Annotated in this window: 19 protein-coding genes; 9 read left to right on the top strand and 10 right to left on the bottom strand. The window is 57.6% G+C overall.

All coding sequences use genetic code 11. The annotated features are described in order from the left end of the window. Positions 1-333 (top strand): integrase core domain-containing protein (locus D3227_RS43350; protein WP_245452094.1); only part of this gene is annotated, 333 nt, incomplete at its 5' end. A 147-nt stretch (positions 334-480) separates the two neighbouring features. On the opposite strand, the gene D3227_RS36920 is transcribed toward D3227_RS43350, so the two are convergent. The 5 genes from D3227_RS36920 to D3227_RS36900 form a co-directional block, all read right to left on the bottom strand. Then, positions 481-1,365, bottom strand: coding sequence for a beta-keto acid cleavage family enzyme (locus tag D3227_RS36920; RefSeq protein ID WP_120019038.1), 885 nt, complete (start codon positions 1,363-1,365; stop codon positions 481-483). A 202-nt stretch (positions 1,366-1,567) separates the two neighbouring features. Further along, entirely contained in the window at positions 1,568-3,130 is a 1,563-nt protein-coding gene (locus D3227_RS36915; protein ID WP_245452093.1) for an ABC transporter substrate-binding protein, read from the bottom strand. 510 nt (positions 3,131-3,640) lie between these two features. Continuing rightward, on the bottom strand, positions 3,641-5,305 hold the full coding sequence (locus tag D3227_RS36910; protein WP_120019036.1) for an ABC transporter ATP-binding protein: 1,665 nt from the start codon (positions 5,303-5,305) through the stop codon (positions 3,641-3,643). Positions 5,306-5,438: 133 nt separating this feature from the next. Then, positions 5,439-6,293: an ABC transporter permease gene (locus D3227_RS36905; protein WP_245452092.1), complete on the bottom strand. Its 855-nt coding sequence runs from the start codon at positions 6,291-6,293 to the stop codon at positions 5,439-5,441. Positions 6,294-6,328: 35 nt separating this feature from the next. Next, positions 6,329-7,285 (bottom strand): ABC transporter permease, encoded by a 957-nt coding sequence (locus tag D3227_RS36900; RefSeq protein ID WP_120019040.1) that lies wholly within the window; start codon positions 7,283-7,285, stop codon positions 6,329-6,331. 474 nt (positions 7,286-7,759) lie between these two features. On the opposite strand from D3227_RS36900, the gene D3227_RS36895 reads away from it, so the two are divergent. From D3227_RS36895 to D3227_RS36875, 5 genes are all read left to right on the top strand, one after another. Continuing rightward, the gene (locus D3227_RS36895) at positions 7,760-8,755 is read left to right on the top strand and encodes a membrane dipeptidase (RefSeq protein WP_167481025.1); all 996 of its coding nucleotides are present in this window, start codon (positions 7,760-7,762) and stop codon (positions 8,753-8,755) included. A gap of 71 nt (positions 8,756-8,826) precedes the next feature. Beyond that, positions 8,827-9,639 (top strand): 3-hydroxybutyrate dehydrogenase, encoded by an 813-nt coding sequence (locus tag D3227_RS36890; protein WP_120019034.1) that lies wholly within the window; start codon positions 8,827-8,829, stop codon positions 9,637-9,639. A gap of 108 nt (positions 9,640-9,747) precedes the next feature. Next, the gene (locus D3227_RS36885; RefSeq protein WP_120019033.1) at positions 9,748-10,719 is read left to right on the top strand and encodes a 3-hydroxyacyl-CoA dehydrogenase NAD-binding domain-containing protein; all 972 of its coding nucleotides are present in this window, start codon (positions 9,748-9,750) and stop codon (positions 10,717-10,719) included. Positions 10,720-10,778: 59 nt separating this feature from the next. After that, the gene (locus D3227_RS36880; protein WP_120019032.1) at positions 10,779-11,312 is read left to right on the top strand and encodes an OsmC family protein; all 534 of its coding nucleotides are present in this window, start codon (positions 10,779-10,781) and stop codon (positions 11,310-11,312) included. Between the two features lie 179 nt (positions 11,313-11,491). Continuing rightward, entirely contained in the window at positions 11,492-12,436 is a 945-nt protein-coding gene (locus tag D3227_RS36875; RefSeq protein WP_120019031.1) for a LysR substrate-binding domain-containing protein, read from the top strand. A gap of 105 nt (positions 12,437-12,541) precedes the next feature. Here D3227_RS36875 and D3227_RS36870 read toward each other — a convergent pair whose 3' ends face one another. The 5 genes from D3227_RS36870 to ehuR all read right to left on the bottom strand — a co-directional run bounded on the left by D3227_RS36870 (position 12,542) and on the right by ehuR (position 18,581). Beyond that, positions 12,542-13,261 (bottom strand): aspartate/glutamate racemase family protein, encoded by a 720-nt coding sequence (locus D3227_RS36870; RefSeq protein WP_120019030.1) that lies wholly within the window; start codon positions 13,259-13,261, stop codon positions 12,542-12,544. A gap of 87 nt (positions 13,262-13,348) precedes the next feature. Continuing rightward, complete coding sequence (doeB, locus tag D3227_RS36865; RefSeq protein ID WP_120019029.1) at positions 13,349-14,356, bottom strand: N(2)-acetyl-L-2,4-diaminobutanoate deacetylase DoeB; 1,008 nt, start codon at positions 14,354-14,356, stop codon at positions 13,349-13,351. Positions 14,357-14,359: 3 nt separating this feature from the next. Continuing rightward, the gene (gene doeA, locus D3227_RS36860; RefSeq protein ID WP_120019028.1) at positions 14,360-15,541 is read right to left on the bottom strand and encodes an ectoine hydrolase DoeA; all 1,182 of its coding nucleotides are present in this window, start codon (positions 15,539-15,541) and stop codon (positions 14,360-14,362) included. A 710-nt stretch (positions 15,542-16,251) separates the two neighbouring features. Beyond that, positions 16,252-17,031 carry an ectoine utilization protein EutA gene (eutA, locus tag D3227_RS36855; protein ID WP_120019027.1) on the bottom strand — a complete coding sequence of 260 codons (780 nt, stop codon included), beginning with the start codon at positions 17,029-17,031 and terminating at the stop codon, positions 16,252-16,254. Positions 17,032-17,195: 164 nt separating this feature from the next. Further along, complete coding sequence (gene ehuR / locus D3227_RS36850; protein WP_120019026.1) at positions 17,196-18,581, bottom strand: MocR-like ectoine utilization transcription factor EhuR; 1,386 nt, start codon at positions 18,579-18,581, stop codon at positions 17,196-17,198. An 81-nt stretch (positions 18,582-18,662) separates the two neighbouring features. Here ehuR and D3227_RS36845 point away from each other — a divergent pair, with 81 nt between their 5' ends. From D3227_RS36845 to D3227_RS36835, 3 genes are all read left to right on the top strand, one after another. Continuing rightward, positions 18,663-19,154, top strand: coding sequence for an Lrp/AsnC family transcriptional regulator (locus tag D3227_RS36845; RefSeq protein WP_120019039.1), 492 nt, complete (start codon positions 18,663-18,665; stop codon positions 19,152-19,154). Between the two features lie 135 nt (positions 19,155-19,289). Next, on the top strand, positions 19,290-20,783 hold the full coding sequence (locus tag D3227_RS36840) for an NAD-dependent succinate-semialdehyde dehydrogenase (RefSeq protein WP_120019025.1): 1,494 nt from the start codon (positions 19,290-19,292) through the stop codon (positions 20,781-20,783). A 35-nt stretch (positions 20,784-20,818) separates the two neighbouring features. Further along, positions 20,819-22,198 (top strand): aspartate aminotransferase family protein, encoded by a 1,380-nt coding sequence (locus D3227_RS36835; protein WP_120019024.1) that lies wholly within the window; start codon positions 20,819-20,821, stop codon positions 22,196-22,198. The last annotated feature ends 435 nt before the right edge of the window (positions 22,199-22,633 follow it).

Raw genomic sequence — 22,633 nt, 5'->3', positions numbered from 1 at the left:
CGACAAACGTCGCCGAACTCGCTCTTTCCCTCGATTGTAATTGTCCACTCCACCGCCATCGTTGCTTCTCCGAACAAAGCGACGGTGATGAACTGCTCGGGCCTAACAATCCGTGCTCAACCCCAGAAAAATTACCGGTCTCGAGATCTCGAAGCCCAGATCGCGACCTTCGTCGAGCGCTACAACCATCGACGCTATCACGAGAGCATCGACAATCTCACTCCAGCCGACGTCTACTTCGGACGCGGCCAGGCCATCCTGCTAAATCGAGAAAGGACAAAGCGAAAGACCATCCAACTCCGGCGCTTGCAGCATCGCAAAGCCGCAGCCTAAAATGACAAACCAGATGAGCCAGAGCCTCCGCTAAATCACACTGTCGTGAATGGAGCAGCTGCCCTAAACGCAAACGAGGCCAACGAATGGACGCAAAAAAGACCGTTGACAAAAACATCCCCATACAAGTGCAATACGACACCGGGCTTATCCCTGCTTCTGGAGGTGTAGTATCGACCTAGCTTCCGCAGGCGACGCGATGGTGGCGCCCATGCGCTCCAGGATACCAACGGCGTTTTCGACCAGGTCGGCGTTCGATGCCAACACACCGCGCCTCAGATAGATGTTATCTTCCAGCCCGACACGGACATGTCCTCCCATCGCCGCCAATTGGGCCACAACGGGCATCTCGTCGATGCCGCATCCGAAACCTCCCCAAAGCGCTCCCTCGGGCAACAACTCTTTCATCGCATGGATCACACTAGCCGTGGCTGGTGCTCCGTAGCCGGTTCCCAAGCATAATTGGAAGAGGGGCGGCCCATCGATAACTCCCTCTTTGATAAGCTTTTTCGCCATCTCGATATGGCCGAGGTCGAAGCACTCGAGCTCAGGCTTGACGCCGGCCAACCGCATGAGATCCGCAATTGCTCGCAGATCTGACGGGCGGGCCACGAAAATGCGCTCATCGAAGGCCATAGTGCCGCAATCAAGCGTGCTTAGTTCCGGCTTGAGCATGATAGCGTGTAAACAGCGGTCTCTAGGGCTTTTCAAGGTCGAGCTGCCGCTCAGTTCGACGGGGTCGAGAGAGCTAAACTCCAGCTCTCCGTCCATCCCGCTTGTTAAATTAATTACGACGTCGACGGCTGATTCCCGGATGCGATGGACAACTTCCTTATACAAGGAAAAGCTGTTTGAGGGCGCGCCGGTTTCCGGGTCTCTTACGTGTATATGAACGATGGCCGCTCCCGCCTTGGCCGCACTCAAGGCGGCGTCTGCGATTTCCGCAGGTGTCTTGGGAATGCCCGGGTGCTTCGCAAGTACGGCCGACCCACCACCGGTGACTGCGCAGGTTATGATCACTTTCCGTGACATAGTTGAACTCCCGACATGTAGTGAGGATCAGCTCATTGACGCGGGGCTGATCCACATGATTTGCAGCGGCCCCTTGCACGTCGACCACCGGGCACCAAGGGCATTAGCCAACATCCGCTGATCCCAGTAGCTTCACCCTCGAGTGAAACTACCGCGCCATGAAGGCGCGGTGCGATAGCGTGCTGATGCGTTTCGGCTACGCCTAAACGTCGGTGAACCACCACCGTTCGGCACAACGGAAGCCGTCCAAGTCCCAGTTGGAGCCTATCTTTCCGTGACCGACATTCTTAGAGAGCGCGTTCACGAACTTAGTGAAGAGCGGAACGATTACGCCGCCATCGTCTCTGCAGAGGCCCTGCATCTCCACATACATTTCGAGTCGCTTGCTATCGTCAAGTTCGGCGCGAGCCGTCGAAAGTAAGGAGTTGAAACGCGGGTTTTTCCAATGAGTGTCATTCCAGGCTGCGTCTGCGGCATATACTTGGGAGAACATCCAGTCTGGAGTCGCCCGACCGCCCCATTGCGCTACGCAAAATGGCTTCTTCATCCAGACATTGTCGTAATAACCGTCGTTCGGTTCGCGAACCACATCAATGGTGATGCCGGCTTTGGCTGCATTCTGTTGGTAGATTAAGGCGGCGTCTACAGCGCCCTCGAACGCAAAGTTCGATGCTGACAAGCTCACTTTGAGATTGGACAAACCAGCCTTGTTGAGATGGAACTTGGCCTTTTCAGGATCAAACTCGCGCTGAGGCAGTTCCTTAGCAAAGAAGCGATCTGACGAAGGAATTGGATGGTCGTTACCCACTTCGCCATACCCGTTGAGCAAGGTATTCAACAGTTGCTGGCGATCGATCGCATACTTGAGCGCCAAGCGTACATCTACATTGTCGAAAGGTGCCACATCGCAGAACATTGGGAGCGTGTTGTGCTGAGGACCAGCAATGGAGGTAATTTGTAGATTCTTGTTTCTTTCCAACAGGTGAACGGTTGCAAGCGAGCATCGCTGCAAGACATGTGTTTGGCCGGTCGTTAAGGCGTTGGTACGGGCGGTGGCATCAAGGATTACAAGTGCCTCAACAGAGTCGAACCACGCGGCGTCTGACTTCCAATAGTTTTTGAATCGTGTCGCGGTGGCTTTGACGCCGAAGTCGATCTTCTCAAGAACATATCCGCCGGCGCCGACTCCCGAGATGTCTGCCTTCCCGTCTTTCGCTGGCATAATTGGCAGATGATAGTCTGAAAGGAGAAATGGTAGATCCGCGACGCCATGTTTCAGCGTGATGACAACTTTGCCCGAACCGTCAGCCCGTATCTGATCTATGCTATTCGCAATGAAGGCGGCAGCGGAGGCTGAACCTTCTCCACGGTGATGATTCAACGACGCTACAACGTCATCAGCACTTAAGCTCTTGGCATTGTGAAATTCGACGCCCTGGCGGAGTTTGAACATCCAGGTTTTGGCGTCTGGCGTTGCTTCCCACGATTCCGCCAGTCCACCGACAGGATGCCCGTCAGTGCCCACTTCAGTTAGGTAGCCATGCACCGTGTTGCCCAGCATGGCCATATATTCGTTGTTCCATGTAGCCGGATCGATGCTATCTGCTGTTGATCCCAGGCCCATGCCTATCTTGAAGTGGCCCCCTCTTTTAGGAGTTGCTTCCTGTGCAAACGCTGGGAAGATTTGGCCAGTTCCGCTGAGGGTCAAGGCGCCCATAGCCGCCGCCGCTTTGAGTACGCTCCTGCGGTTGATGCCCGTACTCATGCGGGATAGTTCCCGACCATTGTTCATCGCAGTTCTCCCTTGAAGATTGTTCCCTTTGGGTCGCGGCGGCTGTAGAGCTAATTGTCACCTTCTGACACGGATGCGCAGCCGAGAGCCGAGCTCCCGCCGACGAGGTCCTGCTTAAAAAGCTCGCATTCGACGCTAGACGGCTCTGTTGTTAGCACAGGTAGCGCGCCCCAGGGTTTGCGAAAAAAGTAACCTCTCGAGTGACTCTATTGCGGCTTGGATGCTCAGCCTCGATCCCGCACAACGCCCGCATCTGGAGAGCGAGCGTCTAGGACAGTGTGATGATAATGTCGTTATGGTGGGGGCAAGAAGACTTGAACGCATTGCGCCTGCCTAGCGAACCTCGGCATTTCTCATCACGCTTGTGAACAGGTAGCCCGATTGTCCTTGCTGAGAGTTTGCAGTCTCGTTGGTCGCCAGCCTGATGTTGATTGCCCAGCTATCTTGTCTCGGTGAAATCTGCGGCTGGTAGGTCCAGAAGCCTCAGTTGCCCGCACTCTCCATACGGCGAGAGGAAATCGCCTGGTCCAGCCAGCCGATTTTCATCTCTGGTACTGAGGACAATAGAAGGTCGGTATATGCGTCATATGGAGGAGCGAGGACCTCCGCTTTGGCGCCTTGTCGAACGACCTCTCCGCGATACATGACCGAAATAGAGTCAGCGATCGACCTGACCGTTGCGAGATCGTGAGTGATAAAGAGATATGCCACTCCCTCGTCTCTTTGCAGCTGGAGCAAGAGCGTCAGGATCCCGTTGGCAACAAGTGGATCGAGGGCCGACGTGACCTCGTCGCAGACAATGAGCTTGGGCTTTGCCGCGAGCGCCCTAGCGATACACACGCGCTGCTTCTGGCCTCCTGAAAGCTCGGAAGGGAAGCGATTAGCCAGATCCTTCTTCAGCTCAATCTTCTCGAGGAGCTCCGCTACGCGCCTGTTGCGTTCGGCGCCTCTTATTCCGAAGTAGAACTCGAGAGGGCGGCCGATGATAGTTGCCACAGTCTGACGCGGGTTCATGGCCACGTCCGCCATCTGGTAGATCATCTGGAGTTGCCGCAGATCCTCTTTCGACCGCAGCGCGATACCGGGCGCAAGCACCCGGCCCTCGAAATGAATACTACCGGAAAATGGGGCAAGTAGGCCCGTGATAACTCGCGCTAGGGTGGATTTTCCCGATCCCGATTCGCCGACCACTGCTAGGGTTTCTCCTGGATGCAGATCCATGGACACATTCTGGAGGACTGTTACTTGCCCGCCACCATAGCCGGCAGTGAGCCCTTCCACGGAAAGAATAGGCGCCGTATCCCCAAAGTCTTTCATCTCATGGTCGATATGGTGAACCGAAACCAGCGCCTGAGTGTATTTTTCCTTAGGGTTGACGATGATCTCTTCAGTAGTCCCCCGCTCTACTAGTCCGCCGTTTCGCAAGACCATTATGTCGTCGGCAATTTGCGCCACCACCGCCAGATCATGGGTGATGTAGATTGCGGCTACATCTGTATCCCGAATGGCATCGCGAATGGCGGCCAACACCTCGATCTGTGTGGTGACATCGAGGGCGGTCGTTGGTTCGTCGAACACGATCAAATCCGGCTCTGAGCAAAGCGCCATCGCAGTCATGACCCGCTGTAGCTGGCCGCCCGAGACCTGGTGGGGGAAGCGATTGCCAATGCTTTCCGGACCTGGAAGGCCAAGCTTTCTGAATAGTGACACAGCACGGCCCTCAGCTTCTCTTCTGGTCATCACCTTGTGCAGGACACTAGCTTCGACCACCTGGTCCATAAGTCGATGAGCTGGATTGAACGCAGCTGCGGCCGATTGCGCAACATAACAGACAGTCCGCCCTCTCAGAGCTCTTAAGCCGCGCGTGCTCTTCTTGAGGACATCCTGTCCGTTTAGCAGGACCTCACCGCCGGTTATCCTGACACCACCACGGACGTAGCCGAGACTGGCCAGGCCTAATGTCGACTTTCCGGCTCCAGACTCTCCGATCAGTCCCAGCACCTTTCCGCGCTCTAAAATCAACGAGACGCCATCTACCAGTGCGATGTTCTGAGGGCGTTCCCCGGGAGGAATGATTGTGGCCTCGATGCGCAATTTGGTGATTTCGAGTAACCTATCAGGCTCGGGCTGCGTGCTGGTCTGATTCATATGGAAGCCTCCAAGTCCAAAAGCGACTTGCTTGACATTAACGTTTCGATTGCGGTGGCTGAGGAGTAGGCTAAGCTTTTCGCTGGGCACCGCTCAGCCCAACAAAGAGGATGACCGAAGCGGCGACGGACGTTCAGTCTTCCTTCAGGCCGCTAGCCGTGTGCAAGAACCAGTCCACAACAAGATTGACGGCGACAGTCAGCATTACGATTGCGCCTGCAGGCAGAAGTGGCGTGACGTCGCCGTATGTAATGAGTGCTGCGGAGTCCCGTACCATTGACCCCCAATCTGCGGTTGGCGGTTGAATTCCCAATCCAAGGAAGGAAAGCCCGCTGATAAGCAGAAATACAAAACAGAATCTCAGTCCGAATTCTGCGATCAACACGGGGATGATATTTGGAAGAATTTCGTTCTTCATGATCCAAAGTAATCCCTCGCCCCGAAGCCGAGCTGCCTCGACGTAGTCGGTAACGGCGACATTGATCGAAAGCGCGCGAGTTAATCTGAAGACACGAGTGGAATCGAGGAAAGCTATCACGGCGATCAAGCTCGGTATGGAGGTGCCGAACATCGACAAGAGCAGCAGCGCAAAGATCAACTGCGGGATCGCCATAAGCACATCCACCAGTCTTGATAGCGCTTGGTCTAGCCATTTGCCCAGAGTAGCTGCAGCGAGTCCTGCCGCAATTCCTATCGAGAAAGAAAGACAGGTCGTAAGAATCGCGATGCCGATGGTATTCCGTGCACCATATATCAGGCGCGTGAACATATCGCGTCCCAGGTTATCGGTGCCAAGCCAAAACGACGAGCTCCAAGTCTGGAACTGTGAGCCGACGATCTCGGCTTCGCCATAGGGCGCCAGAACAGGAGCGAACAACGCAGTGAGCACATAGATCGCGATGACAATAGTGCCCAACTGGGCGCTGAGAGGCGCGGATGCAAACTTGCGTATGCCTGTTCTGAACATACCGGATGCCGACTGGGTCATTGGATTTCACTCACGGAGATCAAGGTACATCGCCATCACTTCGGATGCATGAGGCGGGGATTCATCACGATAGAAAGAACGTCCGCTGTGAGATTAAGAATGATGTAAACCGACGCAAATATCAGACTGCACGCCTGGACGACCGGGATGTCTCTTTTCTGAACTGAATCGACGATGAGCTGGCCCAGGCCGGGGTAGACGAATACCACTTCGACCACGACTACACCTGTTATTAGATACGCCAAATTGAGAACTATAACCGTGACGACAGGTGCCCAAGCGTTGGGAAGTGCATGCTGAACAAGCACGCGCCACTCTGGCATCCCTTTCAGTCTTGCCGTTTCGATGTATTGATTGCCCAGCAAATTGATGATGGAAGTCCTGGTCATACGCATCATGTGCGCCAGGACGCCCAGCGTGAGCGTGAGTGCGGGCAGAATAATCGCCGTGATCCGACCCAAGATGTCGGTTGAGGCATCAACATCCGCAAGGCTAGGGAGTATTCCTGCATTGACGGCAAATATCAAAATGAGAACGTAAGCTGTAAAGAACTCCGGAACAGAGACCGATGCTAGTGTGATCGTGTTGATAATTCTATCAAAGAGCGTGTTGCGATAGAGAGCAGCCAGAATGCCACCTACGAGCGCAAGCGGAACCGCGATTATCGCCGTCATAAGGGCCAAAAACAGGGTATTGAGCAGCCTCGGCCGAACAAGCTCGCCAATGTCTCTGCCGGTAGCTAACGACGTACCGAAGTCCCCTCGAAGTACGTCCATAAGCCAGCTAAAGTAGCGAACATGGAACGGCAGGTCCAATCCGAGAGACTCACGTAGTGCGGCTATGGACTCCGGCGTGGCTGATTGCCCCAGCACTTCTGTCGCAACGTCGCCAGGCAAAAACTGAATGCCCGCGAAAATGACCAGTGACACGACCCATAAGGTTAGCAGACCTAGAACGATACGCTGGGCGATAATTTTGGGAATAGACGCCATCATTCTTCCTGTGACTGCCTTGGGTAACGAGACGCTCTGCGGTTCCTAATTTGCCACCGAATTCGTCGGAGCTGAACAAATCCTTGCCCCAGGCGGCTGGCAGGTCGTGGCTCCCATAGCGATTAGGTTTCGACGAAACCTGCTCCCAACTGGAATTTACTGACTTAGGACGCTCCAAAGATCGGCCTTCGTAACACGCAATCCCTGCGGTCCGAGGGCGAATAAAGTCACTTGATGAGTGACATTTTAGATCGTTGCACCACCGCGACGGCGGAGATAGATGTGGTCGCGTCAAGATTACGTCCACTTTCGACGCGCGTAAATGAACGCACTGTTTAGTGGTTGTCATTTTTTGGCGCGCTACACCAACCCCGAAAGTCGCACCACGCAGCAGCGCGGTGAAGCCAGTTGTACTAGAGAACGAGGATGTCGTTTTGAATTGCGCAGCTCGTTTATCGACTAATGGATAGGCAGATGATCTCCGAGGCGACTAGAGACTTTTGGAACAAGAACGTCATTTGGGATATGCTTTATCCACTTGACATGATGGAGCAGTCTTATGGTGCTCCGGAAAAATACCTCGATGACTATCTCACGGCAGGTGTAAGCTTTACCTCCATCTGTTTCGCGGAAGACGCGAGCAATCTCGAATATGCTGTTAAGGCGATCGCCCAGCAGCGGAAGCTCATTCAGTCACGGCCAGACGCCTTCATTCACGCGCTCACCGTGGACGACGTTTTGCGCGCCAAAAAGGAAAGCAAGCTGGCTATCGGTATGCAGACCCATGGTACCGCGTGGTTCGGCAAGAACCTCGGAGTGCTGGAAGTTTTCCACGAGCTCGGTCTGCGTGTCGTGCAGCTGGCCTTTAACGCGTCCAATTCTGTTGGGGGTGGGTGTTCTGACAAGGCTGACGGGGGGCTGACCACCTTCGGGGCGAAAGTCGTACAGGAGATCGAGCGGCTAGGGATGATCGTCGATCTCGCCCATACCGGCTATCGGACGACGCTCGACGTGATGGAACTCGCGTCGCAGCCCGTTCTTTTCTCCCATGCTGGCGTAATGGACGTCCATCAGCATTACCGCAACATCCGAAACGATCAGCTCAAAGCCATGGCTGGGAACGGTGGCGTGCTAGGTCTCTCGGGAAACAGCGCCTACATCGGCGACGATGCCGGCGCCATGTCGGCAATTTTCAAACACTTGGATCACGTCGTTCAGCTGGTCGGTCCTGATCATGTCGGATTTGGATTCGACTTCGTCTTCGAGACTGAAAAGCTCGACGAATGGGCGAAAAACCTGGAAGACGAGTGGCCTGACTCCAAAAAATCGAGCTTCAACGGCTTCCGTTTTCAGCGTCCGAAAGATGTGATCGAGCTGGTTCAGCTGATGTTCGATCATGGTTACCCGGAGGACGCGGTGAAGAAGATCGTATCCGGCAACTTCATTCGTGTCTGCCGGCAGATCTGGTAGCGAGCGTCCGTTCGTCTGAACGTTCCCCAGCAGAACGGCAGCGACAAGCATTTTTTGATTGGGAGGATTGGATGGATCTGTCTGTACCGCTTAAAGGCAAAGTCGCCTTGGTGACTGGTTCGACGAGTGGCATCGGTCTCGCCATTGCCCGTACGCTTGCTTCTAACGGAGCCGATGTCGCAGTAAACGGTTTTGCGTCACCAGGCGAGGCGGCGGGTATTGTCGCCTCGATTGAGAACGACCATGGTCAGCGCGCACGGCACTTTCCGCATGACCTGTCCGATATCGCACAGGCTGCCGCCCTAGTCGCTGATGCGACGTCGACTTTTGGCCGCGTCGACATCCTGGTTAACAACGCAGGTATTCAGCACGTTGCGGCGATCGACGAGTTTCCGGATGAGCAGTGGCACAAGATCATTGCGGTTAATTTGACCGCGGCCTTTGCCACCACGAGGGCAGCATGGCCCCAAATGAGGGATAGGGAGTGGGGGCGCATAGTGAATACGGCGTCCACTCTGGCCTTCGAGGCCGAGACCCGCAAGTCCGCCTACGTTGCATCTAAGCACGGCATTTTGGGACTCACGCGAGAGGTGGCATTGGAAGGTGCCGCGATCGGCATAACCTGCAACGCGATTTGTCCGGGCTGGGTACTGACCCCGCTTGCTAAGAAGCAGGTAGAAGCCAAAGCAAAGGCGCTTAACATCACTTTCGAAGAGGCGGCCCAAAAGGTCGTCGAGGCGGACATGCCTACTCGTCGCTTTATCGACCCATCCGAAATCGCGGCCGGTGTCCTCTTCCTCTGTAGCGAAGCGGCAAAGTCGATCACCGGCATAGCTTTGCCGATCGACGGCGGCATAATGGTCACAGGTACCCGCCTAGTCTAAAATACGGTTTTCATCTGACCAACCTTACAGGCGTGTTCGTCTGCCTCATGCCGACGGGCGAGACTGCGCGCCAGCATATCGTCAAACAACTCCAGGAGATAAGCACAAATGGACTTTCCTGACCCGACGACCGTTAAGAAAGTGGCATGCGTTGGTACGGGTACCATTGGAGGAGGGTTTGTCGCTCAGTTTCTGGCGAGTGGGTATGAGGTTACCGCCTATGATCCAGGTGACGGGGCCGAAGAGGCGCTGCAGCTTTTGCTCGATCAGGCATGGCCGGTACTGGAGAGGATTGGCTTGAAACCCGGCGCTTCAAGAAGCCGGTTACGGTTCACGAACAAAATTGAAGAGGCGGTCGCTGGGGTGGAGTTCGTCCAAGAAAGCGTGCCGGAGAATCTAGAACTGAAGGTGGGCATCTATAAGACCCTCGATGAGCTCGTCCCGCCCAATATCGTAATCGGATCTAGCACCGCCGGCTTCCCGATGACGGATATTCAAAAGCGCTGCAGGTTTCCGGGTCGCACTGTTGTCACCCACCCGGTCAACCCGCCTTACCTAATCCCTCTCATTGAAGTGGTCGGTGGCGAGAAAACCGACGCCGTTGTCCTTGACTGGGCAACCACGTTCTTTGAGGCAGTCGGAAAGCGCGTGTTGCGAATGGACAAGGAAATCTACGGATTCATGATCAATAGGTTGCAGGTGGCTCTGTTCCGCGAAGCGCTCCAGATGATCGCGGCAGACCAGGCGACCGTGGCGCAAATCGATGATTGCTTGACGCATGGCCTTGGGTTGCGTTGGGCGGTGATGGGTCCTTTCGCCACCTTCCACTTGGGAGCTGGAGATCGCGGTCTAGGTGCATGGATGGATTCGTTCGGAGGCGTCGAGTGGCGCGCACCGTACGTGACCGAGACGCCATTGCCTGACTGGACGCCGGAATTGCGGGCCAAGATCCTTCAACAGGCTGAAGAAGTAATCGAAGGCAGGTCCATTCCGCAGATGATTGAAGAACGCAACGACACGATTATCGGGTTGATGAAGTTGCGTGATACGTGCCGTATCAATGCTGCCGAAAAAGGCTAGGGACGACACAAACTGCGACCATTGTGGACACGACCAAGACTACACAAAGGCTATTCGATATGAACGACAGAAGGCCGTCTTCGGAATTGGGCCATCTTTTTTCAAAGCTTCGAACGTCATCGGCAGCTGGCGCCGCGGCAGATTGCATCGAGGTTATGGCCGGAGAAACCGAGCAGGTCGAAGGTCTGAGATCGGAATCGAAGTTCGGAAACCTCACGCTCACGATTGACGAGCCCGTCAGTTTCGGAGGAACCGGAACGGCACCCAACCCGGCTGAAGCCATGCTTGCGGCGCTTGGCGCGAGCATCGAGGTAACCATCCGTTGTTACGCCGAGTTCATGGGGATTCAGGTGACTTCGATCGGCGTCGATCTTTCTGCCGAGCTGAACAACCAGGGCTTTTTCGGCGTCAACGACGCAGTTAGGTCTGGCTTTCCAGCAATTTCGGCTAAAGTTAAAATCGCTAGCATTGAGAAGCCCGACGTCATTGCGGAGCTCATTGGAGTGGCCGGCCGCTGCTGCCCTGTGTTGGATAATGTGAGGCATCCCACCGACGTAAAGCTGTCGTATGAGCATACAACGCCAACGGCCTAGTTTCCGACCTTTCTTAAACGGATAGCATTTCAATCCGCGTTCCGGCTGCAGAAGTGCAGCCGTCCGGAAATCCCTAGGGGCCGGCAATTGGCTTGCCTAGTCCCGGATCGAAATACTATGTCTAATTGATGAAGGTAACCCGAGCAGATTTCGTAGAGCGGATCAAGGCAGGATCTTGAATGGTTCGTCGCTACTATGATCTCCCTTCCCTGAAAGCTCTTGCGACCTTCGAAGCGTCCGCTCGTCATTTGTCCTTCAAACTGGCCGCATCAGAACTCAATGTCACACCAAGCGCGGTTAGCCGACAAATCACAGCCTTGGAAAAGGAGATAGGGGACAGGCTGTTCGTCAGGTTCGCCGCCGGTGTCGGCCTCACAAGTGCCGGACAGGAATTGTATGCCGCTTTGGCGAGAGGCTTCTCCACAGCCTCTGAGGTTGTGAGGACCATCAGAGGCGGCACCCGCGCCAAGAATGTGATTATCGGCTGCGGCGACACTATGACATCCGTTTGGTTGATACCTCTTTTGCCTAAACTCTGGGCTAGACACGGGGACGACATCATTGTCGACCATGTCATGCCGGATCAAAACTATGATTATCGCAACGCGGAAATTGACCTTCGGATCAGGTACAGCTTTGGCGCATGGCCAGACGAGCGGAGCGAGTTTTTATTCGATGAGCGTATTTACCCGGTCTGCGGGCCCGAGTTCGCATCCAAATACAGCGGATTGACCGCGGAGCTTTTGCCTACCGTGCCTCTGCTCCATGAGGACTGGGTCGGGCCAGAATGGCTGACCTGGAGCGGTTTCCTACGCACAGCGGGAATTTCTCACAGTGGCGTGATTTCGGGTCGCAGGTTTAATCGTCACTTTATGACCGTGCAGGCCGCTCAAGCTAATCAAGGCGTGGCCCTCGGCTGGCATAGACTTGCCCACCCGTTGATAACAGAAGGAAAGCTTTGTCGGATCACCGACGTCGAATTACCCGCGCCAGGAGGTTATTACCTTAGCTGGGCCGAGAACCGCGTCTTATCTTCGACTGCCGAGCTGGTCCGCGATTGGCTATTGGAGATGGCGGCCGAGGAAAGGAACAAAGACAGCAACTCGAGCACGATTATTCGCTAGCGCGAGCACGGTATGCAACGACGCGTTCTGTCAGATAATAGAACCCCGCTCAATTTGATTGAGCGGGGTTAAACTTTATTTCGCGTCTATAGCGGTGTCACGTTCCTACTGATGTCCCCCCAAAATATCCAGAGACTGCAACGTCGTACGACAAAGCGTCGTGATGTCGTAAACCGGTAACTCCGCAACCTGCCTGATTTTCGGTGTTGCCGGCGGAAAGAGGGTACATGAAAAGAGTAGGGCGCCAATATCAGGATTATCCTCGCGAAGGCGTTCAACGGCGCGTGAGATGTCCCGCTCTATGTCGACTGTGTCGGTCACCTGCGGCGGACACATTCCCTCGTTTTCACTCAACGTCCCGCCTTCAACGCCGCCGACAACAACTCGATCGTGGGCATCGGAACTATCCAAGCCCAGCCAGTCACGGTTAAATGACTTCGAATCGAATGTGAGTACAGCCAGCTTCTTTTGTGGGGGCAACTGTTTCAGGAGCAAAGGCACCATCATAAGGCTCGAAGTCAGCACGGGCACATCCACAGCCGCCGCCAAGGCCGCCTGATAACGGATTGCTGCGCCACAGTACGAAGTGATAGCCACGGCGCCACGCTCTACCAGTCGCTGGGCGGCCGCAATAAACGCCGGTTCGAGTTCCGGATCGCCTCGCATTACCGCTTCAACGCGACCTCCGGCGACAACTTCCGTTATGACCGGCAGGATATAACTGTTGGAATTCAGCATTGACCCCACGGCCGGTGGCGTCGGGTTTGGTGGGAACTCGGTTTCGAGATCCAAGATCCCTAGAAATTTGTTAGTGTGTGGTGCCATCTTGAGGCCTCCAATGAGAATTACCGCAACTCGAAATAGTCGGTCCGCTAAGGCACATCCCCTGCGGATCGGGACTCGAATGCACGACTACAATTCGAACGCGAGAACCGCGATGCAGTCACCGGGTTTCACTATTGATGGAAAGTGGCGCGCAATCAGGATACCGTCTTGCTGCGCCCTTACCTCGGCCGGTGGAACGCCTGTCTGGCCGATTGGAAAAATGGAAGCGATAGTTTCGCCGCGCCTAACCGATGCTCCTAGATCGACCAGCGGCTCAACAAGCCCAGCCTCGGAAGCGAAATGGAAGCACGTGCTGTCAGACATATCGAGCCATTTTGTGTCTCGAACCTCAACCGTGCCGCTTTTAAGAATGCCAGCTGCCAACAGGACGTTTCTCACGCCACGCTTTGCGATGCTGGCGCTGAGGGCGGTTGCCGTACCGCCGCCACCAAGCTCCGTGGTGATAAACACCTTCCCCATTTCTTCAGCAGCAGTGTCGTACATTCCCACCGCGTCGATCTCCAGCATCTTGACTGACCACGGCGCTCCGAACGCCTTGACCAGATCGAAGGAGCGAGCCTCTTGGACCTTGTTGTGCACAAGATGAGCGGCACAGAACGGTAGGAAATCGAGCGTTTTTCCGCCCGAATGAAAATCCAGCACGACGTCGGCGATCGGCAAGAGTACTCGCTGGAAGTAATCGGCGATTTTTTGAGTCACCGTTCCGTCAGGCGCTCCTGGGAAACTGCGATTCAGATTTCCTTTGTCTATCGGAGAGGTGCGAGTGCCGGCCGAAAAGGCAGGGTAATTCATCGCGGGAACGATGATCACGCGTCCAGAAATATCATGCTGCTTCAGCGATCTTGCGAGATCGAAAAGCGCGATCGGACCTTCATATTCGTCGCCATGGTTGCCACCTGTCAGAAGGGCTGTGGGTCCCTCGCCGTTCTTCACCACCGTCAAGGGGATGATCACGGAACCCCAAGCTGAATCGTCGCGGCTATATGGCAGCCGCAGGTGCCCGTGCTGAACTCCGTCGGCGGTGAAGTCGACGGTTGCGGTTATCGGCGACGGCCGTGTTTCGACTGCACTCATAAGTCAGTCCTTTAGGAGGAGTTTGCGTGGGACGTCAGCGAGGCATTCCACTCCGTCTTCCGTGATCAGGATGCTTTCGGTGATTTCCATCCCCATGTCCTCGAGCCAAAGCCCTGTCATGAAGTGAAACGTCATGCCTGGTTGAAGTTCGGTTCTGTCGCCGAGACGCAAGCTCATCGTGCGTTCGCCCCAGTCGGGTGGATAGCTGACGCCGATTCCGTAACCGGTGCGACTGTCTTTAACGATTCCGTGGCGCGCCAAGACAGCGAAATATGCCCGAGCGATGTCCTCGCAAGTGTTGCCCGGTTTGGCCGCCGAGAGACCGGCTTCCAAACCCTCCAAAGTAGCCGCTTCCGCATCGAGGAAGCGTTGGGTAGGCTTTCCCAGGAAGACCGTTCGCGAGAGGGGTACATGGTAGCGGTTATGACAGCCGGCGATCTCGAAGAAGGTTCCTTCCCCTGCACGTAGAGGGCGGTCATCCCACGTGAGATGGGGGGCATTCGCTTCCGCACCGGACGGCAGCATAGGCACGATCGCAGGGTAATCTCCGCCGATCTGACCCACGCCGCGGATGGCAGCATCGTAGATGTCGGCGACCAGATCACACTTCCGCATACCGACCTCGATCTTGTCGGCGATTCGCTGGTGCATCGCCTCAACGATACGGGCGGCCTTACGCATGTAGTCGATTTCAGCGGGAGATTTGACCGCGCGTTGCCAATTAACAAGTCCCGTGCAATCGGAAAACTTGGCGTTGGGAAGGCGCTTCACGAGCGAGGCGTATGCTGCGGCGGAGAACCAGTAGTTGTCCATTTCCACGCCGATGCGAAGCGAGCCTAAGCCACGGCTAGTTAAAACATCGGACAAGAAGTCCATTGGGTGCCGCTCGACGGACTGAACATAGTGATCCGGGTAAGGAACGATGTTGGCGTCACTGAGGTACGCCGTATGCTTTGCGCCATTGGCGTCCATCCCGCGACCATACCAAATTGGTTCCCCATCAAGCGGGACTATGACGGCTTGATGGACATAGAAGGACCAGCCGTCATACCCCGTGAGCCAGTTCATATTCGACGGATCGCTGACGATCAGCAGATCAACTTCTCGCTTGAGCATGGCCTGACGGGTCTTCTCAAGGCGGTGGGCGTATTCAGTACGGTTGAATTTCAATTCGACATCTGGCATTTCGAGACGATCCACAATTGGCTTACTTTCACGGTAGCGTTCCGCTCTACGCTTCTTCGATCCATATCCACCGGCTAACCTTGTTCACCGTCGCGAGAGTCCCTCGCTAATCTGTTGGGGCGCACTATGTGGAGACGACGGGCCCGAGCTTTGTGTTTTGTGTGGTGTGCTAAACGCATTTTATTCGATCCGGACACGAAGAATCGGTACCACACTCACACCGTCGAACTGTCGTGCAAAAAAGTAATCTCTCGGGTGAGTCCAAACGCGTCTTGCGAAGAGACGCGCCAGTACGGGTAGGCCATCGACGCGTAGGGTGAATGCAGGCCGAATTTGGTCCAGGACTAGACGCTCCCGCAACATGCGCACCGTCCGATCGGGAGATGTGCACGCAAATTGGCAGGGATTTCGCTGCTCCCTGCGCCGCTCATGATCGAGCGCGACGATTCCAGAGGGAACAATTACACATGCTCCCCAGATGGTGGGGCTGCGGGGGGCGGAGAAATGAGGTCGTTCGGCAGGGGTCAAACCCAAGGCCGCAGGAGAAGGGCGACGCCGGTATGCCCCCGGTCGAACCATAGTCAGTACGCCGATCAAGCTCACAGTCCCGTTGCGCAGGATGGTCCCTAAGCTCTTTCGCCTTGTCGCGCTGCGTTTAATAATGAGACTCGCGGCTCGGATATCGCTAAGAGTGGCGGCCGCCATGATCGTCAATCGCGCAACAGCGGCAGCGTCATCAGACGGCCGAATTCGGGATGGGCTGCCTCATCTCCACAAAGGCGCAGGCAGTTCCAGGCGGTGGCCTGATTGCTGGTGACGACCGGACGACCAATTGACTCTTCCATGCCGGTGACCGCGAGCGCACCGCGTAGCGCCGTGCAGGATACGAACAGCGCTTCGGCGCTCGCATCGGTGGCCTCACGTGCGAGATCGACAAGCGCCGCCGGCGGGATGCGCGCCATCTCGCGGTCGTCCTCGAAGCCTAGGCAAGTAAAGCTGGCGATCTCGAAGCCACATACCGCGAAATACATCGCCATCGGCCTGGAGGTTTCGACCGTGTAGGGGGTGAGGATGCTGATCCTTTTCGCGCCAAGCGCCTTCAACCCGCGCATGCCAGCCATCGGTGGCGTGACGACAGGCACGCCGGGCCTGGCCGCCTGGATCGCCGCTTCGATCTCGGCATCGCCGATCACTACGCACGCCGAGGTGCAGGAGTAGCAGATGGCATCGAGCTTCTCGTCGGGCAGGATCAGGGCAGCACCCGCCGTAAGCGCCGGCTGCATCTTGCGCAGATTTTCCGGTGTGGTGGGGTTAGCGTAGGGAATGCGCGCGACATAGACGCCGACGCGATCGCTTGCCACCATGCGGCGGAAATCCGGCTCGCTGGTGTGGTCGGTGGCGAGGATGATCAGGCCGACGCGCTTCTCCAGAGGGCGCGCATCCAACGCCGGCCGTTTCGGGTAGACCTTGATCTCGGGCAATGGTTTCACGGATTACCTCTCGATCTTGCCGTAGCGGCGTTCCAGCCAGCGCAGCAACCGTGCTGGATAAGCTTGTGCCCTCAACGATGCGGAACCCACCAAATCATGTCAATTAGGAAAATAATATCATGACAATTTTTTATGATTCCACACAATTTAAGAGCAATTGCCGCCTAGATCGCCAGCAGCAGATGCTCGGGATCGCCAAGCAGCAGCTTGCTGACAACGCCGAGCCCGGCGCGCAGTTCCCCCTCGGTGGTCGAGCCCAGCGAGATGCGCACCGCCGGATGCCAGGGTGCTTCCGAGATGCGGAAGGATGTTCCCGGCGCGATCGCCACACCCCGCAGGCGAGCCTGAGCGACAAAACTTTCTTCGGCGCGGTCGCCGGGCAGCGGCAGCCACAGATGCAGCCCATCGCGATGGGCGCGATAGTCGACACCTGCAAGCACTTCCGAAGCGATGTCCTGTCGCCGCCGCAACGCCGAACGTTGCCAGCGCACAAGATCCATCGCTGTGCCGTCGGTCACCCATTTGGTGGCGATCTCGGCCACCATCGGCGTCGCCATCCAGTTCGAGACGAGGTGGCGGTTGGCAACGGCGGCGACATAGCGGTCGGGCGCGGCGAGATAACCTATGCGCAGGCCGGGCACGGTGATCTTGGTGAAGGAGGTGACGTAGAGCGTACGCTCGGGCGCGAAAGCCGCAACCGGCGGCGGCCGGTGCTCGACCAGCGGACCCAGCACATCGTTCTCGATGACGGCGATGTCGTGCTTGCGCGCAACCGCCGCGATCTGCTCGCGCCGCGCGGCATCCATCAGCGTCGCGGTCGGGTTGATTACCGAAGGCTGCACGAACACGGCCCGGATGTCCGACAGCCGGCAAGCTTCGTCCAGTGCCTCCGGGATCAGACCGTTATCGTCGATCGGCAACCCCTCCAGATTGAAGCCGAGATAGCGCGCCAGAGGCACCAGGGTGTGATGGCCGATCGCCTCGCTGGCAACGGTCGAACCGGGTGGTGCCACGCTCATCAGCGCCACCGTCATGCCGGCCGTGGCGCCATTGGTCAGGCTGACATTCTGCGGCGACACATCGAGACCACATAGCTTCAGCCATTCAACCGCCACCGCACGGTGGCGCGGAAAGACCATGTTGGGTCGGAACGACAGCGCCGAGCTCGACGGCAAGTTCTCGGCCAGCCAGCCGAGCGCCTGTTTGAGCCGCTCCAGATGCATCGGCTCGCAGACCGGCTTCAGGATGGAGAGGTCGATGACCTCGCCCAGACGCTCCGGCAGATAAGGCGGCTCCGGCTCACGGCGCTGCGTCTGGACAAAGCTGCCGCGGCCTATTTCGCCCGAAATCAAACCGCGCCGGATCAATTCCTCATAGGCGCGGCTGACCGTCTGCACCGACAGCTTGAGATCGTCCGCCAGCCGGCGATGCGTCGGCAACCGCGCGCCATTGGCCAGCCGCCCATCATGGATGGCACGCGCGAACTGGTCGGCTAGCGACAGATAGGCCGGCCGGCGGATGAGTGTGGGATCGGGCTGCCACAATGTCATGACTTATTAGAGATCGAAATCAGTGCAATTGACAATCGAAATAATGCGCCATCATGCTACCATGGACGAAAAGTGGACATGATGGCTGCACCGAAACTCGACCCGATCGACCTGAAAATCCTCAATGCCATCCAGCGTGATGGCCGCATCACCAAGCTGGCGCTGGCCGACAAGGTCGGGCTGTCGCCAACGCCGTGCTGGATGCGGCTGCGCAAGCTGGAAAAGGCCGGCATCGTCTCGGGCTATCATGCATCGATTGCCATCCGCGTCGTCGCCCCTGTCGCCACCGTCTTGATGGAGGTGACGCTGGCCAGCCATCGCCAGGCCGATTTCGACCGTTTCGAGCGCGTTATCCGCGACATTCCCGAGATCGTTGCCTGCTGGTCGGTGGGTGGCGGCGTCGACTATGTGCTGAAGGTGATGGCGCGAGATATCGACTCCTACCAGCGGCTGGTCGACAGCCTGCTGGAGCGCGAGATCGGCATCGACCGCTACTTCACTTACATAGTCACCAAGACGGTGAAGGATGAGACCGTCTTGCCGTTGGCCGACCTGCTGCCACCCCATTCGTAGCGGAACCAGAGTGATATTCTCTTGCCGGCGCGCGCAATAAAGAGAATCTCTCTTCACGTAGGCATCCAAACAGCCTCTCTGTCTGCCGATGGCGAATAGTCTCCCTGTATCAGTCCGATCCGGGAGACCTCCACCATGTCCGCGCACTTTTCCCGCACGATTCGCCATGACGCGCTCGACCGCCTCACCGACCGTCGGCTGCTGCGTGAACTCGCTTATGTCGATGGCCAATGGACGGCAAGCGAAGCCGCCGAAAGTTTCGAAGTCACCGATCCGGCCAGCGGAGCTACAGTGGCTTATGTCGCCAGTCTTGATGCCGGACAGACGACCAAGGCTATCGACGCCGCGTCTAGAGCATTCCCAGCGTGGCGGGCTCTGCTGTCGCAGGAGCGTAGCAGGACCCTTCGAAAATGGTTCGAACTGATCCTTGCTGCGAAAGACGACCTCGCTCTGCTGATGACGCTGGAACAGGGCAAGCCGCTCGCGGAGTCGCTGGGCGAAATCGATTATGCTGCCTCCTTCGTCGAGTGGTATGCGGAAGAAGCCAAACGCCTGAATTCCGAGAGCGTCACCAGCCATCTGCCGAACGCGGAAATGATGGTGCGGCGTGAACCGCTCGGCGTCGTCGGTATTGTCACGCCTTGGAATTTCCCATCCGCGATGCTGACCCGCAAGGCAGCCGCCGCCCTTGCCGCCGGCTGCACCATTGTTGCGCATCCGTCCTCCGAAACGCCGCTGTCGGCGCTGGCGCTGGCTGAACTCGGCGAACGCGCCGGCCTGCCCGCTGGTGTCTTCAACGTCGTCACCGGCAAAGCCGCGACGATCGTCGGGCGGATGTGTGCAGATCCACGCGTCCGCGCGATGAGCTTCACCGGCTCGACGGAGATCGGGAGGCTGATCGCCGCCCAGAGTGCCCCGACGATGAAGCGGCTGGTGATGGAGCTTGGCGGGCACGCGCCGCTGATCGTGTTTGCCGACGCGGATATCGACAGAGCGGTGAACATTGCCATCGACGCCAAATTCGCCACGTCAGGCCAGGACTGCCTTGCCGCCAATCGAATCTATGTCCAGCGTCCGATCTACGACCGCTTCTGCGCAGCCCTCGCCCGCCGCATTGAGGCCTTGCAAGTCGGCAACGGGCTTGCCGACGATACCGACATCGGCCCGCTGATGCACGAGCGGGCTATCGGCAAAGTCGAGGAACAGGTTGCCGACGCGCTCGCCCGCGGCGCGCGCTGCCTTGCCGGCGGCAAGCTTCACGCGGCGGGATCGCTGTTCTACCAGCCGACGCTGCTGGTAGATGTCGCCGACGAAGCGCTGATCATGCGCGAAGAGACCTTTGGCCCCGTCGCCGCCGTCACGCCGTTCGACAGCGAGGCCGAGGTGATTGCCCGCGCCAACGCCACCGAATATGGCCTGGTCGCCTATGTCGTGACCGAGAACGGCGCCCGCCAGCAGCGCATGGGCCGCGCACTCGACTACGGCATGGTCGCGATCAACCGCGTCAAGATCACGGGCGCGCCAATCCCGTTCGGCGGCGTCAAGCAATCCGGCATCGGCCGCGAAGGCTCGCGTCACGGGCTCGAAGCTTTTACTGATCTCAAATACCTCTGCCTGGACGTGGCGTAGGCTGCGACCGCTTTGTCTTTCAAGGAGTCAAAAGAATGCTCGACCAGTCCAACGAACTCGCCGCCTGGGATCGCGACCACTTCTTCCATCCCTCGACCCATATGGGCACGCACGCGCGCGGCGAGAGCCCGACCCGCATCATGGCCGGCGGTGAAGGCGTCACCGTCTGGGACAACAATGGCAAGAAGAGCATCGATGCCTTCGCCGGCCTCTACTGCGTCAATGTCGGCTACGGTCGCCAGAAGATTGCAGACGCCATCGCCGCCCAGGCGATGAACCTCGCCTACTACCACGCCTATGTCGGCCACGGCACCGAGGCGTCGATCACGCTTGCCAAGATGATCATCGACCGGGCGCCCGAGGGCATGTCGAGGGTCTATTTCGGTCTGTCCGGTTCCGACGCCAACGAAACCAACATCAAGCTGATCTGGTACTACAACAACGTGCTCGGACGGCCGGAGAAGAAGAAGATCATCTCGCGCTGGCGCGGCTATCACGGCTCCGGCGTCATGACCGGATCGCTGACCGGGCTCGACCTGTTCCACAACGCGTTCGACCTGCCGCGCGCACCGATCCTGCACACCGAGGCGCCCTATTATTTCCGCCGCGCCAACCGTTCGATGAGCGAGGGGCAGTTTTCGCAACATTGCGCCGACAAGCTCGAGGAGATGATCCTGGCCGAAGGTCCGGAAACCGTCGCCGCCTTCATCGGCGAGCCGATCCTTGGCACCGGTGGCATCGTGCCGCCGCCTGCCGGCTACTGGGAAAAGATCCAGGCGGTGCTCAAGAAGTATGACGTGCTGCTGGTCGCCGACGAGGTGGTGACGGGCTTCGGCCGGCTGGGCACCATGTTCGGCTCCGAACATTACGGCATCAAGCCGGACCTCATCACCATCGCCAAGGGCCTGACCTCGGCCTATGCGCCGCTGTCAGGCGTCATCGTCGCCGACAAGATGTGGCAGGTGCTGGTCCAAGGTTCCGACAAGCTCGGCTCGCTCGGCCATGGCTGGACCTATTCGGCGCATCCGATCTGCGTTGCCGCCGGCGTCGCCAACCTCGAACTGATCGACGAGATGGACCTGGTGACAAATGCCCGCGAGACTGGCGCCTATTTCCGCGCCGAGCTGGCCAAGGCCGTTGGCGGTCACAAGAATGTCGGCGACGTTCGGGGAGACGGCATGCTGGCGGCGGTCGAGTTTGTCTCCGACAAGGACGACCGGGTGTTCTTCGACGCTTCGCTCAAGATCGGGACGCAAGTGGCGACGGCACTTGCCGCCAGCGGTGTCATCGGCCGCGCCATGCCGCAGGGCGACATTCTCGGCTTCGCGCCGCCGCTCTGCCTGACGCGTGAGGAGGCCGACACCATCGTCGCCAGGACCGCCGACGCCGTGAACAGCGTGTTTGCAAGTATCTGACATCCAGCCATGAAATAGTCGAGAACGTGCTCCGCGTTGGGCGCGCATGTAATATTCGAGGTCTCGCAGATTGCAGGCGCCATCCGACATGAAGGTCACCTCCTGGTTCATCACGATGCCCTGATTGACCAACAGCTCGTGTAAACGGCGCTTTGGCTTTTCGTCGTGCCCGGCTACAAAGCCAAAGCGCCGTGCCAGCCCATCCTCGGGCACGGATTTGCCGACGAACGCGTCGAAATTGGTCGGTCTGTTGGTCCAACTGCGCACGTAGCCGCCATCGATGCCGATCGTCACGGGCGGTCCGGGGGTCGGCATCTTGTTCCATTCGGCCTGGCATCCGCTCGCGAACGTCGCCTGCTTGGGGCCGAGTTCGGCTTCGAGACGCTCGGCGAGCCGACGAGACCCCCAGCTTTTTCATGCGCCCGGGCTGCTTCG

Source organism: Mesorhizobium waimense, from assembly GCF_003601975.1.
Taxonomy (GTDB): domain Bacteria; phylum Pseudomonadota; class Alphaproteobacteria; order Rhizobiales; family Rhizobiaceae; genus Mesorhizobium; species Mesorhizobium waimense.
The sequence above is the reverse complement of the archived record's forward strand: the minus strand, read 5'-3'. Positions and strand labels throughout refer to the sequence as shown.

Coding starts and splice junctions, on each gene's coding strand:
- D3227_RS36920 (WP_120019038.1), bottom strand. CDS start 1,365: ATGTCACGGAAAGTGATCATAACCTGCGCAGTCACCGGTGGTGGGTCG.
- D3227_RS36915 (WP_245452093.1), bottom strand. CDS start 3,130: ATGAGTACGGGCATCAACCGCAGGAGCGTACTCAAAGCGGCGGCGGCT.
- D3227_RS36910 (WP_120019036.1), bottom strand. CDS start 5,305: ATGAATCAGACCAGCACGCAGCCCGAGCCTGATAGGTTACTCGAAATC.
- D3227_RS36905 (WP_245452092.1), bottom strand. CDS start 6,293: ATGACCCAGTCGGCATCCGGTATGTTCAGAACAGGCATACGCAAGTTT.
- D3227_RS36900 (WP_120019040.1), bottom strand. CDS start 7,285: ATGGCGTCTATTCCCAAAATTATCGCCCAGCGTATCGTTCTAGGTCTG.
- D3227_RS36895 (WP_167481025.1), top strand. CDS start 7,760: ATGATCTCCGAGGCGACTAGAGACTTTTGGAACAAGAACGTCATTTGG.
- D3227_RS36890 (WP_120019034.1), top strand. CDS start 8,827: ATGGATCTGTCTGTACCGCTTAAAGGCAAAGTCGCCTTGGTGACTGGT.
- D3227_RS36885 (WP_120019033.1), top strand. CDS start 9,748: ATGGACTTTCCTGACCCGACGACCGTTAAGAAAGTGGCATGCGTTGGT.
- D3227_RS36880 (WP_120019032.1), top strand. CDS start 10,779: ATGAACGACAGAAGGCCGTCTTCGGAATTGGGCCATCTTTTTTCAAAG.
- D3227_RS36875 (WP_120019031.1), top strand. CDS start 11,492: ATGGTTCGTCGCTACTATGATCTCCCTTCCCTGAAAGCTCTTGCGACC.
- D3227_RS36870 (WP_120019030.1), bottom strand. CDS start 13,261: ATGGCACCACACACTAACAAATTTCTAGGGATCTTGGATCTCGAAACC.
- doeB (WP_120019029.1), bottom strand. CDS start 14,356: ATGAGTGCAGTCGAAACACGGCCGTCGCCGATAACCGCAACCGTCGAC.
- doeA (WP_120019028.1), bottom strand. CDS start 15,541: ATGCCAGATGTCGAATTGAAATTCAACCGTACTGAATACGCCCACCGC.
- ehuR (WP_120019026.1), bottom strand. CDS start 18,581: ATGACATTGTGGCAGCCCGATCCCACACTCATCCGCCGGCCGGCCTAT.
- D3227_RS36845 (WP_120019039.1), top strand. CDS start 18,663: ATGGCTGCACCGAAACTCGACCCGATCGACCTGAAAATCCTCAATGCC.
- D3227_RS36840 (WP_120019025.1), top strand. CDS start 19,290: ATGTCCGCGCACTTTTCCCGCACGATTCGCCATGACGCGCTCGACCGC.
- D3227_RS36835 (WP_120019024.1), top strand. CDS start 20,819: ATGCTCGACCAGTCCAACGAACTCGCCGCCTGGGATCGCGACCACTTC.